Origin of the sequence: Flavobacterium sp. (assembly GCF_036782315.1) — a bacterium.
In the GTDB taxonomy this organism is placed as follows: Bacteria; Bacteroidota; Bacteroidia; order Flavobacteriales; family Flavobacteriaceae; genus Flavobacterium.
The window spans coordinates 59072-72055 of the sequence record NZ_DAIPZK010000002.1 but is presented as its reverse complement, the minus strand read 5'-3'; the positions used below and the strand labels follow the sequence as shown (position 1 = coordinate 72055).

Genomic DNA, 12984 nt, shown 5'->3' with positions numbered 1-12984 from the left:
AGAGTGATAAATTTTTAGATATCGGTTATTTTATACCCTCCAAATTCTTTAATTTTAAAATTATTGTGATATACATATAGGTTAATTATTCTTTCAGAAATATAACCAAAAACTCTTTTTTGAACGGCATCTGTAGGAATTTCAATTCTTTTTTCTAATTCGAATAATATTGAAAACAACCATTCGTGATAGTTATCCCATTTTTCTTTTGTGGTAATCATCATATTACCCATATGAAACTTTCCGGCTTCATCTAGATACTTTTTAATACTATTTGTGTATTCAGGATAAAGTTCTTTAATGATATCAAGTGTTGTGTTCCAATCCGATTTTCTGTGTCCTTGTGGGTTATAATATGAGGCCGAAAGCCCTTCTTTAACATCGTAACCTCTTAGCATAATACAATCATAATTTCTAAGTATTGATGCAATTTTTTCATCTGTTTTTTCTGCTGAAGCTCTAAAAGTTTTCGTTTTTTTGAAATCTTCAGAGCTTATCTTTTTTTGCCTTGAAGGGAAAAAATTGAATAAGGATGGATAAAAATTAAAAAATCTTCTGTAATGGCAAATGCCAACATATTGACAATCTTTTACGTTTTTATTAATCCAATATGAAGCAGTTAGTTCACAAAAATTTTCGTTTTTTATGGAGATTTGCTCACCTGTATTATCTCTTAATACATTTGAAATTGTGTCACCATAACCCACTTGAATTGGAGTATAAAGTTCATTATTAATAAGTGGTAATGCTTTGTGTGTAACTATAAATATTTTACCTTTCATGGAATTCTTTTTTTACAGAAGTTAATGCAGAAGCGATTATTTGATGCATATCGTAATATTTATATTCTGCTAATCTACCCCCAAAAATGACATTTGGAATTTTTTCTGATAGCTTTTTATATTCTTGATATATCGTGTTATTTTTATCGTCATTTACAGGGTAATAAGGCTCTTTTTCTTCAGTCCAATTTTCTGGATATTCTTTAGTAATGACTGTTTTCTCTTGTTTACCAAATTCAAAGTGTTTGTGTTCAATAATTCGAGTATAAGGTACATCAGAATCATTGTAATTAACTACAGCATTTCCTTGAAAGTTATCCGAATTTATTGTTTCCGTTTCAAATTTAAGAGAACGATATTCTAGTTTTCCAAAACGATAATCAAAAAAAGCATCTATTTTTCCAGTGAAAATAATTTTATCAGCTATAGATTCGAAATAGTTTCTGTTTTCAAAAAAATCTGTTTCCACTTGAGTTTCTATGTTTTTTAATAAACCGTTAATTATTTTATTATAGCCGCCAATTGGAATGCCTTGGTATTTGTCATTAAAATAATTGTTGTCAAAAGTAAATCGTACAGGTAATCTTTTTATAATGAATGCTGGTAATTCAGAAGCCTTTCTTCCCCATTGTTTTTCGGTGTATTCTTTTATTAGGGTTTCATAAATATCTTTACCTACAAGAGATAGTGCTTGCTCTTCAAGGTTTTTAGGATTTTCAAATCCATGTTCTCTAATTTGTTGCTCTATTTTTCTTTTTACATCCTCAGGTTTTGATAAATTCCATAGCTGATAAAATGTATTCATATTAAAAGGAAGATTGTATAATTTTCCTTTAGAGAATGATAATGGAGAGTTAATGTAATTATTAAATTCTGCAAATTGATTTACATAATCCCAAATATTTTTATCATTTGTATGAAAAATATGTGCTCCATATTTATGAACATTTATTCCTTCTATGTTTTCACAAAAAACATTCCCACCGATATGGTTTCTTTTATCAATTACTAGACATTTTTTCCCTCTTTTTGTAGCTTCATGTGCAAAAACAGAACCAAAAAGTCCAGAACCTACTATTAAGTAATCATATTTTTTCATTATTTGGTTTTTATTTTGTTGTTTGTTTTTGCTTTAATGAATCTGATAAATGTGCTCCTTTAATAAGAACGAAAAATAATGACCAATATTTTGGTTTAAAAATAGAGGAAAAGAAATATTTTAATTGGAAAAATGTTAATAAAAACTTGAATTTAAAATATCCATAATGCTTTCTAATTACATAAAGTTGAGAAAGTTTTAATTCGGTTTTTATGGCTATTGATTTTGGAGTGCTAGCTCCATGATAATGTATAAATTCTGCTTCAGGGATTAAATATGAATATTTATTTAAGCTATTGATTCTTTTACATAAATCCGTTTCTTCATGATATAAAAATATATTGGTATCAAAACCTCCTACATTCCAAAAATCTATTGCTCTAAGCATCATAAAGCTTCCAGAAACAAACTGACCTTTTTGATGGTTAATGTAATTTTTTTTTCGATTTGGATATTTTTCAGGATTTATTTTTTCAAGTAAAGACCTTCCTAAGAATTCTTTTGAAAGTGATGCGTAATGATCTAATGTTGGTAAAATTGAGCCATCTTCTTTGTAAGCTTTTGGACCACAAACACCATAATTTTCATTGGCTTCCATTGCATTATACAAAAGAGACAAGCAATCATTTATAAAGATAGAATCATTATTTATAAATGCTAAATATTTTGCGTTTGCGACTTGAGCCCCTATCATGTTTCCACCTCCAAAACCAGTGTTTATTTGACTTTTAATTAGTTTAAGATTGCTCTTTTTTTCTTCATTAATAAAAGAATCTATTAACTTTAAATCATCCATTTCTGATTTATTATCAACTACAATTATTTCATAATCAAGATCAGAAGAGGTTTTATCCCATATGCTTTTGATACAATCAATTGTATATTTTGCAGAGTTGTAGTTAATTAATATAACAGCTATTGTATTCATTATAAATATTGATTGATACCTTTTTCTATAAAAGTAATTTTCTTTTCCGTAGTCTCTTTTTCAATGATATGATTTATCTCAATATGGCTTTTATCTTGCTCTTTATGATAAATATGATAAGCTATGGCAACATTTTTTAGTCTCTTACCTTGAATTCCAATGTTATGTAGTCTTTGAATCATCTCAGAATCATCTATTCCCCAACCCACTAAAGCTTCATTAAATCCATTTATTTTTATAAAATCTTCTTTCCAAAAAGACATATTACAACCTCTTAATTTTGAAGAACGTTTTTCATGGAGCTTCGCAAAATTCATAAAAAATGGGATTCGTAGTGTTCTTCCACGTTTTTTAATGCCTTTTGAAAAGAAATGAAAAAAAGTAATTTTTTTACTAAAAATAGTGTCTAAAATGTTCTTCTGAATATTTACTCTTGAACCAAAAAGATAAATACCTTTAGCTGCATATTTTAGATGATCTTCAACAAAATTAGGATGCATAATAATGTCACCATCAATTTCAATAATATAATCATACTTAGCCTTTGCAATGGCCTTGTTCATTATTTTTGGTTTTTGATTTCCATTATCTTCATGCCAAACATGAATTAAAGGAACTGGAAAGTCTTTTTGAAATTGCTTTATTAGTTCAGTGGTTTCGGGTTTTGAGCCATCATCAGCAACAATAACTTCATCTGGTAAGATTGTTTGCCTTTTTACACTCAAAAGTAATAGTTCTAGAGCTTGTGGCCAGTTATATGTTGGAGTAACTAAACTTGAAGACGGTCTTTTATTCATGATTTTTAAATATAGCGCAAATTAATATAAATATTTATATTTGTAAAAAAAAAGATTATGGTATATGATTGTTTCATTTTTTTTAATGAACTTGATTTGTTAGAAATAAGATTAAATGAATTAAATGATGTTGTAGATAAATTTGTTATAGTTGAAGCCAATAAAACGTTTCAAAACAATCACAAACCATATTATTTTGAAGAAAACAAAAATCGATTTTCTGAATTTTTACCAAAAATTATTCATATTAAGTTAGATAAATATCCTCTTTTTATTCCAATAATTAATCCGTTTACTCCTTGGAAGTTAGAGTTTTTTCAAAGAAACTCTGTTGTTAAAGGATTGCTAGACTGTAAACCAGATGATATTGTACTTATATCAGATGTTGACGAAATACCAAATCCAAAAGTTTTAAAAAATTTGATTGAAAAAGGAATTGATCAAATTTATGGTTTGAAAATGGATATGTACATGTATTTTTTGAACAATCAACTTATTTATGATGGAGGTAGTTCGATGACAATGGAAGAAGCAAAAGATGGCATTTGGCATTGTACAGCTGTTTTACCCTTTAAATTATTGAAACAAAAACCAAACCGAATTAGGAAAATAATTATGAGAACAAAGCGTAGAGGTGAAGTTTTCAAAATTATTCCAAATGCTGGATGGCATTTTACTTACCTAGGAGGTGTCAAAAAAATAATTGAAAAATTAGAAGCTTTCTCTCATACTGAATACAATAATGACAATTTTAAAAGTCAAGATCAAATAGAAAAATTTATAACTTCAGGTGTTGATTTGTTTGGACGTGATATGCAATTTAAAATGTTGGATAATTTAGAAACCTTACCTAAATATCTACAAGAAAACGCTACTAATCCAAAATATAAAGAATATTTTTTTACCAACTAATTGATGAATAAATTTATAATTAATAGCAAATTTCAATCTCATAAAAAATTAGTTTTTGATGCAATTACTCATTTTAATTCACAAGGAAGAGTATTTGTTAAAGGTCAAAGAAATACTATTAAACTTTTTGATTTAGAAGATATAACTTTAAGCATTAAATCTTTTAAAAAACCAAATCTCATTAATAAAATAGCCTATCGCTATTTCAGAAAATCAAAAGCGCGTCGTTCGTTTGAGTTTGCTTCGAAATTGATGGAAATGCAAATTGGAACGCCACAACCAGTTGCTTTTTTTGAAAAGCATGATTTTATAGGATTAAAAGAAAGTTATTACGTATGTGAACATTTAGAAAATGTTTTCGAGTTTAGAGAAATTGTTCAGAATGAAGCTTTTGAAAATAGAGATTTCATCATTCGAAAGTTCACCCAATTTACCTTCGAAATGCATGAAAAAGGTATTGAATTCTTAGATCATTCACCAGGAAACACCTTGATTCGAAAAAATATCGACGGTGGTTATTCGTTTTTTCTAGTGGATTTGAACCGAATGAAATTTCATGAAGCTATTGATTTTCAAACTAGAATGAAGAATTTATCGAAAATCACGCATAAAAAAGACATGATTGAAGTGATGAGTAATGAATATGCAAAACTTTCAAACGGAAATGAAACTGCTATTTTTGAAACCATGTGGAAATTAACGGCTGATTTCCAATATCGCTTTCACCGAAAAAAAAGAATCAAAAAGAAATTAAAGTTCTGGAAAAAGTAGTATTTTTCACTTTTAATTCATTACATGCAATTATCGGTAATTATCACCACTTACAATTCAGAAGAATGGCTTCAAAAAGTGCTTGTTGGATACAGTGTCCAAACCGAGCCAGACTTTGAGGTTGTCATTGCCGATGATGGTTCTGCCGAAAAAACAAAAGCAGTAATTGACTCTTTTAGAGATAAATTTAAGTTTCCAATTGTTCATGTATGGCAAGAAGATAATGGTTTTCAGAAATGTAAAATCTTAAATAAAGCCATTTTAAAAACAAATTCCGATTACTTACTTTTTACTGATGGAGATTGTATTCCACGAAAAGATTTTGTTGCCCAACATTTGAAATATCAAGAAGAAGGCTATTTTCTTTCTGGAGGTTATTTTAAATTACCTATGGAAACTTCTATTAGAATTACATTAGAAAACATCCTAATGCAAGATTGTTTTTCTATTTCTTGGTTGATAAAAAATGGGGTTTCTAAGACTTTTAAATTATCAAAGTTGACCAAAATTTCACTTTTTGCTACTTTTATGAACTGGTTAACACCAACAAAACGTACCTTCAACGGACATAATACTTCTTGTTTTAAGAAAGATTTAATTGCCATAAATGGTTTTAATGAAGAAATGCAATACGGTGGTTTGGATAGAGAAGTTGGCGAACGTTTGTTCAACTTCGGTATTTTATCCAAGCAAATCCGTTACAGTGCCGTTTGTTTGCATTTAGATCATAAAAGAGGTTACGCTACTCCGGAAACTTGGGAGAAAAACAATGCTATTCGCAATTTCAACAAAAAACACAATGTGACTTTTATTGAAAATGGATTGTCAAAATATCTTAGCGAATAACCTCAAAGAAATCCTTTAATTTCTCCTTAATTAATGCAATAGGATATTCTTCAAAATATTTGAAAGTATGTTCTTTAATGTATTTTTCGTCAAATTCAGCATAAATTTCGGGTTTCAAATCTTTTAAATGAATGGAGATGTTTTTCTCATCCTCAAAAATTTGCCACGTTTCTTTATCTACACTTGGTGAAAACAATGAAAATGTTGGAACAAATAACGCTTTTGCCATGTTTACACTTCCGCCTTCGTTACCAATTAAAGCATCACATTGCGACAATAAACCTAAAAACGAGCGCAAATCATTAGCATACAAATCAAAATAAATGCGTTGTTGTGTTTCTGGTTGACACAAATCAAAGATTTTTTGAGCGTCTTCTTTTTGTTTCGGAATATAATTGAAAAGCAAATTCGCATCAGTGGTTTGAACAGTAAAATCTAACAATTCCGCCATTTTTTCAAATGGATAGGTTTTGTACCATTCGCTACCTAAAATCCCAATCATAAAAGTTGGTTTTTCGGTTTTTAAAGGAAATTTTGATAGCATTTCCTTTGCTTGATTAATTTCCGAATCCGTTAAAAAAATCTTAGGTTTATAATCGGTAATCTCTTCCTTAATAAGCGGTTTTAGTAAACGTAAACGATTAATAATTGCCAATCCTATATCTGATTTTGTTCCGTTTTTTAGTCGTTCAATATTGTAATTGTAGAATATATTAGAATAGCCTTTCTTATATGAAATTTTATATTTAGCACCAGAAAACAAGGTGATTAAATTGGTTTCCAATTTACTGTAAGCATCAATCACTACATCATATTTGGAACTTCTAATTTTGAAAATAAATTGAAAAAGAGAAAGATAATTTTTTCGTACTTTTTCTTCCAACACAATAATGTTGTCAATGTTTGGATTGTTTTTTAGTACATCAACACAATTGGCATAACACATGTAATCTACTTGTGCATTTGGATATTTTTGCTTCAAATTATTGGATAAAATAGTTGAGGTTAGTACGTCTCCAATTCGCTTTTGTTGTATGACTAAAATTTTCATTTTGGATAAATTATTTGGCTAAAATACACTGATTTTGAAACTTTGCCAACAAAATAATTTGATTACTTTTGTGAAAATTCAATTTTTATGGCAATTAGCGGCTTAGTCATTACTTTTAATGAAGAAAAAAATATTGGGAAATGCATCGATGCTTTATTTGAAGTGTGCGATGAAGTTATCATTGTAGATTCTTTAAGTTCTGATAATACAGTGAAAATTGCCGAAGAAAAAGGAGCAAAAGTAATTTCTCAAAAATTTCTAGGCGATGGGCCTCAGCGCACCCATGGATTACCATTTTGCAAAAACGATTGGATTTTAAATTTAGATGCAGATGAATTTTTGGATGTTGATGCCAAAGAATTCATACTAAAAGAGAAATATTTAGAAGGAAACTACGATGCTTTTTCGTTCCGAGTGAAGAACTTTTTAGCCGATGAATTAATCGATTTTTCAGGTTGGTATCCCGATCATAAAGTCCGTTTTTTCAATAAGCAAACAGCAAAACCTTCAGAAGCTAAAGTGCATCAAAAAATTGAAACTACTAACGAGAAAAAAGTTGCCGTTCATATTTTACACTATGGTTGGGAATCTTTTGAGCAAATTATAGCAAAGAAAAACCAATATTCTACTTGGCATGCCCAACAACTTTTTGATCAAGGAAAAAGAGTAGGAGCAATGAAACCTGTAATTAATGGTTTAACCGCTTTTATAAGATGTTATTTCTTCAAAAAAGGAATTTTTAATGGAATTGACGGTATCACAATTGCTTTAATCCAAGGGTTTTTCTCACACATGAAATATGCAAAATTGCTTAAATTACAACGACAAGAAAAATTATTGAAGGGTTAATTTATTTCCAATCATTCGCTCGTTAAACGATTGAATATAGGCTTTTATAAACGTTTCCATTTCGGTTGTTTTTGCTTTTTCGGTCTTGATTAAATTGGATTTTAGCAATTCATCTTTTTTGAAATTGTACAAACCTAAGGATTTTTTTCCGTCGAAAGCCAAGTAATAATCGCCCGAAATATAATGGTAAATGTTGTCTAAATAATACACCACAAAATCTTTTTCAGATTGATACGATTTACCATAGGTAATCATTTTACTATCGATATTCAAATAATCAATTATCGAAGGCATAATATCGATTTGTTGTAAATTCTTCTGATTTTTTCCAATGATAGAAGGATTTGAAGGATCGAAAAATAAAATAGGTACTCTAAATTTACCAACATTCGTTTTATATTTTTTTTCTGTTGGTTCCGATGAAGTATGATCTGCCGTGATTACAAACAAAGTATTTTTGTACCATTCTTGTTGTGAAGCCGTTTCAAAAAAGCGTTTCAAAGCATAATCAGAATAAGCAATACTTTCATGAATTTTAGTAGTTCCTTTTGGAAATTTTCCTTTGTATTTCTCTGGAATAATGTATGGATTATGTGACGAAATTGTAAAAATCGTACTGAAAAATGGTTGTTTGAATTCGTTCATCTTCCCTGAAAAATATTGCATAAATTCTTCATCAAAAATACCCCATCTTCCGTCAAAGGCTTCTGGACCTACATATTCATTCTTCCCAAAATAATTATCAAAACCAGCTACTTTACAATATTGGTCAAAATTTTGGCTTCCGTTGAAAGCTCCGTGAAAAAATGCAGTTTGATAGCCGTTATCTTTTAAGATTTTTGGCAAACCATACACTTCATTAATTGAATAGCTTGACGTAATTAGCGAATGATTCATCAAACTCGGAATACTTGAAAGTGTAGAAGGAACAGCGTCAATAGAAAGTTTTCCATTAGCAAAACCATTTTCAAAGAATAACGATTTTTCGATTAATCCATCTAAAAATGGCGTTTGTCCGCGCTGAATATTTTCTCTTCCGAAACTTTCTAAAATAATAATCACAACGTTTTTTTTGTTCGGATTTTCAGTTGAAGTAATTTCTGTAATTGGATTGAAAATTTGATTTAATTCCGCTTCTGAAAAATATTTTGGCGATTCTAATGTTTCTTTTTTACCAATGGTTTTGATGATACAAAAAGGTGTGTTTAATACTAAAGCCGATTGATTAATTGAACCGTAGTTTACTGCATCAACAATTTTTAATGGTTTCTTTTGAATTCCACCACGACCAAGTAAAAAAACAAATCCCATTAAAAGTATAAATATTCCAGATTGTTTTGCGATTTGCGACCAGTTGGAACTTTGTTCGCTTGCAGGTTTTAAATTCGGAATTACTTTCCAAAATAGTATTCCTAAAACCAATGCAAGAATTGGTAAATACCAAAACTCAATTAAAAAAGAAAAGATTAATCCGCCAATTTCATTTTCCATTCCGCTTGCGGTAATCATGCCAAAAGTACTTCTTCTACCAGTGAATTTGTAGTATTCGAAATCAACGAAATTGGTTAAGATGAAAACGAAATTTATAATGAAAAAACCAATTTTCAGGAACTTTTGATAGTTGGGTTTGTATTTAAAATTACCTGGAACAAAGTGAAAAAGAGCAAAAACTAAATTGATGTAAGCAATTGCTGATAAATCAAAATGGATTCCGCCCAAAAAACCTTTAGCAGTAATGTTTTCAAAAGCATTTCGATTGAAAAAATAAAATAACAAACGACAAATTTGATAACCAAAAAGAACAATAAAAAAGCGTTTGAAAAATAGTTTTACACTGCTAAAATAGGTTGACATAAAAAGGTAATTTTCAGCAAATTTAACTATTCATATAAAATTTACAATTTATTTATCTTTAATTTACTTTTGTGAGAAAATAAAAATTCCAATCCACAACGATTTTGTTATGAATTGGAACTTAATTTTGTACTTTATACTTCTAACTTCGTACTTTGACTTATACCGCTACATTATATTCTCTCAACGCATCATTCAACGAAGTCTTCAAATCGGTTGAAGGTTTTCTTTGTCCAATGATAATCGCACAAGGTACTTGATAATCTCCTGCTGGGAATTTCTTAGTATAGCTTCCTGGAATTACAACCGAACGCGCTGGAACAACACCTTTGTATTCTACTGGTTCATCGCCTGTAACATCAATAATTTTAGTCGAACCTGTCAAACACACATTCGCACCTAAAACCGCTTCTTTTCCTACGTGAACACCTTCTACCACAATACATCTTGAACCAATGAAAGCACCATCTTCAATAATTACTGGAGCGGCTTGTAAAGGTTCTAAAACACCACCAATTCCAACGCCTCCAGAAAGATGAACATGCTTACCAATTTGCGCACAACTTCCAACAGTCGCCCAAGTGTCAACCATTGTACCTTCATCAACATAAGCACCAATGTTTACATAACTTGGCATTAAAATTACACCACTCGAAATATAAGCACCATATCTTGCCACTGCATTTGGAACTACACGAATTCCTTTTTCAGCATAATTGCGTTTCAATTCCATTTTGTCGTGATATTCAAAAATGCCAGCTTCCCAAGTTTCCATTTTTTGAATTGGGAAATACATTACAACAGCTTTTTTAACCCATTCGTTTACTTGCCATCCAGTAGCTGTTGGTTCAGCCACACGAAGTTTTCCGCTATCTAATAATTCGATAACTTCTCTAATTGCTTTTTGTGTAGTTTCTTCTTGTAACAAAGCGCGGTTTTCCCAAGCTTGTTCTATTGTTGCTTGTAAATTGGTCATGATTTTCAAAATTTGTGTTGCAAAGATAACATTTTATGAATTTTGGAATTCTTTTTGATATAAGAAATAAGTCGTAAATTTATATTATCACAAAATATAGTATTATCATGAAAAAAAGTCTTTTAAGTTTAGCGATAATTGCATTAACATTAACATCATGTAAAAATGATTCGGAAAAACAAGAAGAAACAATTTCAATGGATTCAACAACAGTTCAAATTGATCATCACAATGCAAAAATAAGTTTGGATTACATTGGGACATACAAAGGAAGTTTACCTTGTGCCAATTGTGAAGCTATTGAAACTACAATTTTATTATCAGAAGATTCGTATGTAAAGGAAACAGTTTATAAAGGAAAATCGAAAGAAGTTTTCAAAGAAACTGGAACTTACACATGGAATGAAGCTGGAAATACGATTACACTTTTGAATTCAGCAGTACCTAATCAATATTTTGTAGGTGAGAATGTATTATTTCATTTAGATGCTGATGGAAAGCGTATTGAAGGTGATTTGGCATCAAAATATCAATTGTCAAAAGTTGAAATTTCGGAAGTTTCAGTTTCAAATCCTAAGAAAGAAGTTAAAATTAAAGAAGTTGCATTGGTAGATTTGAAAAATTCAAAATGGCGTTTGGTGAAGTTAAACGGAAAAATCATCGAAAAGAATAAAGACAATAAAAAGGAATTCGGCATTAATTTTAATCCTGAAGGAAGGTTTTCAGCTTTTGCAGGTTGTAATAATATGGCGGGAAGCTATGAATTAAAAGTAGATGTTAGTAGAGTGAAATTTTCAAAAGTAATTTCAACTATGATGGCATGTGAAGATATGCTAACCGAACAAGAATTTGCCAAAGTATTAGAAATGGTAGATAACTATAATTTCGATGGAAAAACCCTAAAATTAAACAGAGCCAAAATGGCAACTTTAGCCGAATTTGAAATAATTAAGTAATTGAGCGTATATTTGTTCAAAATAATCAACAATGCGAATTTTAGCCATAGATTACGGAATCAAACGAACAGGTATTGCTGTTACTGATGAAATGCAGATGATAGCTTTTGGGCTAACCACTATTCCATCTGAAACTGCAATAGCTTTTTTAAAAGATTATTTTTCGAAAGAAAAAGTAGAACGTGTCATTGTTGGTGAACCTAAACAAATGGATGGAACGCCTTCGCAAAGTGCTGAAATCATTAATGCTTTTGTGGCCAAATTTCAAACAGCTTTTCCAGAAATACCACTGGATAGAGTTGACGAACGATTTACTTCCAAAATGGCGTTCCAAACCATGATTGATAGCGGTTTGAAAAAGAAACAACGTCAAAATAAAGCTTTGGTAGACGAAATTGCCGCAACAATTATGCTTCAAGATTATTTACATTATAAAAAATAGTACTTTTGCATTTTATTGCTGGGTGATGGAAGATGGAAGTTTAAACCTGAAACTTAAAACTTGAAACAAAAAAATAAATTATGATTTTACCAATATACGGATACGGAGAACCAGTTTTACGTAAAGTAGGAGAGGACATTACTCCTGAATATCCGAATCTAAAAGAAACGATTGCTAATATGTATGAAACGATGTATCATGCACATGGCGTTGGTTTGGCGGCTCCACAAGTTGGGTTACCTATTCGTTTGTTTATTGTAGATACCGAACCTTTTAGCGATAGTGATGACGTTTCTAAAGAAGAAGCGGCTTTAATGAAAGATTTCAAAAAGACATTCATCAACGCAAGAATCATCAAAGAAGAAGGTGATATTTGGGGATTCAATGAAGGTTGTTTGAGTATTCCAGATGTACGTGAAGATGTTTTTCGCCATGATACAATTACGATTGAATATTTTGATGAAGATTTCAATAAGAAGACCGAAGTATATGATGGTTTAATCGCGCGTGTTATCCAACATGAGTATGATCACATCGAAGGAATTCTTTTTACAGATCATTTATCAATTTTGAAAAAGAAGTTAATTGGGAAGAAATTGCAAAACATTATGGATGGTAAAGCAAGACCCGATTATAAAATGAAATTTGTAAATAAAAAAGGACGTTAATAGTAATTTGTTATTAGTGAAAAGTAAATAGCTTTTTTAACTAAACTTTTTAC

General features: G+C 30.0%; 14 protein-coding genes. 7 read left to right on the top strand and 7 right to left on the bottom strand.

All coding sequences use genetic code 11. The annotated features are described in order from the left end of the window. Positions 1–14: 14 nt before the first annotated feature. Genes V7P59_RS02145 through V7P59_RS02130 form a run of 4 tightly spaced genes read right to left on the bottom strand, consistent with a single transcriptional unit; the run spans position 15 to position 3606 of the window. Positions 15–782, bottom strand: coding sequence for a DUF4422 domain-containing protein (locus tag V7P59_RS02145; protein WP_333808225.1), 768 nt, complete (start codon positions 780–782; stop codon positions 15–17). After that, entirely contained in the window at positions 772–1881 is a 1110-nt protein-coding gene (gene glf, locus V7P59_RS02140; protein ID WP_333808223.1) for a UDP-galactopyranose mutase, read from the bottom strand. Before glf ends, V7P59_RS02145 begins: the two co-directional genes overlap by 11 nt. Positions 1882–1891: 10 nt before the next feature. Further along, positions 1892–2809, bottom strand: a complete 918-nt coding sequence (locus V7P59_RS02135) for a glycosyltransferase family 2 protein (protein WP_333808222.1) — start codon at positions 2807–2809, stop codon at positions 1892–1894. Next, a complete protein-coding gene (locus tag V7P59_RS02130) occupies positions 2809–3606 on the bottom strand; it encodes a glycosyltransferase family 2 protein (RefSeq protein WP_333808221.1) in 798 nt (265 codons plus the stop codon). The genes V7P59_RS02135 and V7P59_RS02130 overlap by 1 nt, the downstream gene beginning before the upstream one ends. A 57-nt stretch (positions 3607–3663) precedes the next feature. Between V7P59_RS02130 and V7P59_RS02125 the strand changes: the two genes are divergently transcribed. Genes V7P59_RS02125 through V7P59_RS02115 form a run of 3 tightly spaced genes read left to right on the top strand, consistent with a single transcriptional unit; the run spans position 3664 to position 6135 of the window. Then, positions 3664–4518 carry a hypothetical protein gene (locus tag V7P59_RS02125; RefSeq protein ID WP_333808219.1) on the top strand — a complete coding sequence of 285 codons (855 nt, stop codon included), beginning with the start codon at positions 3664–3666 and terminating at the stop codon, positions 4516–4518. 3 nt (positions 4519–4521) lie between these two features. Continuing rightward, positions 4522–5289 carry a lipopolysaccharide kinase InaA family protein gene (locus V7P59_RS02120; protein WP_333808217.1) on the top strand — a complete coding sequence of 256 codons (768 nt, stop codon included), beginning with the start codon at positions 4522–4524 and terminating at the stop codon, positions 5287–5289. A gap of 24 nt (positions 5290–5313) precedes the next feature. Next, positions 5314–6135, top strand: a complete 822-nt coding sequence (locus V7P59_RS02115; RefSeq protein WP_333808215.1) for a glycosyltransferase family 2 protein — start codon at positions 5314–5316, stop codon at positions 6133–6135. Here V7P59_RS02115 and V7P59_RS02110 read toward each other — a convergent pair. Next, positions 6125–7186 carry a glycosyltransferase family 9 protein gene (locus V7P59_RS02110; RefSeq protein WP_333808213.1) on the bottom strand — a complete coding sequence of 354 codons (1062 nt, stop codon included), beginning with the start codon at positions 7184–7186 and terminating at the stop codon, positions 6125–6127. The two genes, V7P59_RS02115 and V7P59_RS02110, sit on opposite strands and share 11 nt — an antisense overlap. Positions 7187–7273: 87 nt before the next feature. On the opposite strand from V7P59_RS02110, the gene V7P59_RS02105 reads away from it, so the two are divergent. Continuing rightward, positions 7274–8035 (top strand): glycosyltransferase family 2 protein, encoded by a 762-nt coding sequence (locus tag V7P59_RS02105; RefSeq protein WP_333808211.1) that lies wholly within the window; start codon positions 7274–7276, stop codon positions 8033–8035. Here V7P59_RS02105 and V7P59_RS02100 read toward each other — a convergent pair. Then, positions 8021–9889, bottom strand: coding sequence for an LTA synthase family protein (locus V7P59_RS02100; protein ID WP_333808209.1), 1869 nt, complete (start codon positions 9887–9889; stop codon positions 8021–8023). The two genes, V7P59_RS02105 and V7P59_RS02100, sit on opposite strands and share 15 nt — an antisense overlap. A 160-nt stretch (positions 9890–10049) precedes the next feature. Continuing rightward, complete coding sequence (locus V7P59_RS02095; protein WP_333808208.1) at positions 10050–10865, bottom strand: 2,3,4,5-tetrahydropyridine-2,6-dicarboxylate N-succinyltransferase; 816 nt, start codon at positions 10863–10865, stop codon at positions 10050–10052. Between the two features lie 107 nt (positions 10866–10972). Here V7P59_RS02095 and V7P59_RS02090 point away from each other — a divergent pair, with 107 nt between their 5' ends. From V7P59_RS02090 to def, 3 genes are all read left to right on the top strand, one after another. Further along, positions 10973–11821, top strand: coding sequence for an META domain-containing protein (locus V7P59_RS02090; RefSeq protein ID WP_333808206.1), 849 nt, complete (start codon positions 10973–10975; stop codon positions 11819–11821). A gap of 31 nt (positions 11822–11852) precedes the next feature. Next, complete coding sequence (gene ruvX, locus V7P59_RS02085) at positions 11853–12263, top strand: Holliday junction resolvase RuvX (RefSeq protein WP_333808204.1); 411 nt, start codon at positions 11853–11855, stop codon at positions 12261–12263. Positions 12264–12343: 80 nt separating this feature from the next. Then, the gene (gene def / locus V7P59_RS02080; RefSeq protein ID WP_333808202.1) at positions 12344–12931 is read left to right on the top strand and encodes a peptide deformylase; all 588 of its coding nucleotides are present in this window, start codon (positions 12344–12346) and stop codon (positions 12929–12931) included. Positions 12932–12984: the final 53 nt, after the last annotated feature.

Bases quoted from the DNA above. Each gene is read 5' to 3' on its own strand.
- V7P59_RS02145 (WP_333808225.1), bottom strand. From the start codon at position 782: ATGAAAGGTAAAATATTTATAGTTACACACAAAGCATTACCACTTATT.
- glf (WP_333808223.1), bottom strand. From the start codon at position 1,881: ATGAAAAAATATGATTACTTAATAGTAGGTTCTGGACTTTTTGGTTCT.
- V7P59_RS02135 (WP_333808222.1), bottom strand. From the start codon at position 2,809: ATGAATACAATAGCTGTTATATTAATTAACTACAACTCTGCAAAATAT.
- V7P59_RS02130 (WP_333808221.1), bottom strand. From the start codon at position 3,606: ATGAATAAAAGACCGTCTTCAAGTTTAGTTACTCCAACATATAACTGG.
- V7P59_RS02125 (WP_333808219.1), top strand. From the start codon at position 3,664: ATGGTATATGATTGTTTCATTTTTTTTAATGAACTTGATTTGTTAGAA.
- V7P59_RS02120 (WP_333808217.1), top strand. From the start codon at position 4,522: ATGAATAAATTTATAATTAATAGCAAATTTCAATCTCATAAAAAATTA.
- V7P59_RS02115 (WP_333808215.1), top strand. From the start codon at position 5,314: ATGCAATTATCGGTAATTATCACCACTTACAATTCAGAAGAATGGCTT.
- V7P59_RS02110 (WP_333808213.1), bottom strand. From the start codon at position 7,186: ATGAAAATTTTAGTCATACAACAAAAGCGAATTGGAGACGTACTAACC.
- V7P59_RS02105 (WP_333808211.1), top strand. From the start codon at position 7,274: ATGGCAATTAGCGGCTTAGTCATTACTTTTAATGAAGAAAAAAATATT.
- V7P59_RS02100 (WP_333808209.1), bottom strand. From the start codon at position 9,889: ATGTCAACCTATTTTAGCAGTGTAAAACTATTTTTCAAACGCTTTTTT.
- V7P59_RS02095 (WP_333808208.1), bottom strand. From the start codon at position 10,865: ATGACCAATTTACAAGCAACAATAGAACAAGCTTGGGAAAACCGCGCT.
- V7P59_RS02090 (WP_333808206.1), top strand. From the start codon at position 10,973: ATGAAAAAAAGTCTTTTAAGTTTAGCGATAATTGCATTAACATTAACA.
- ruvX (WP_333808204.1), top strand. From the start codon at position 11,853: ATGCGAATTTTAGCCATAGATTACGGAATCAAACGAACAGGTATTGCT.
- def (WP_333808202.1), top strand. From the start codon at position 12,344: ATGATTTTACCAATATACGGATACGGAGAACCAGTTTTACGTAAAGTA.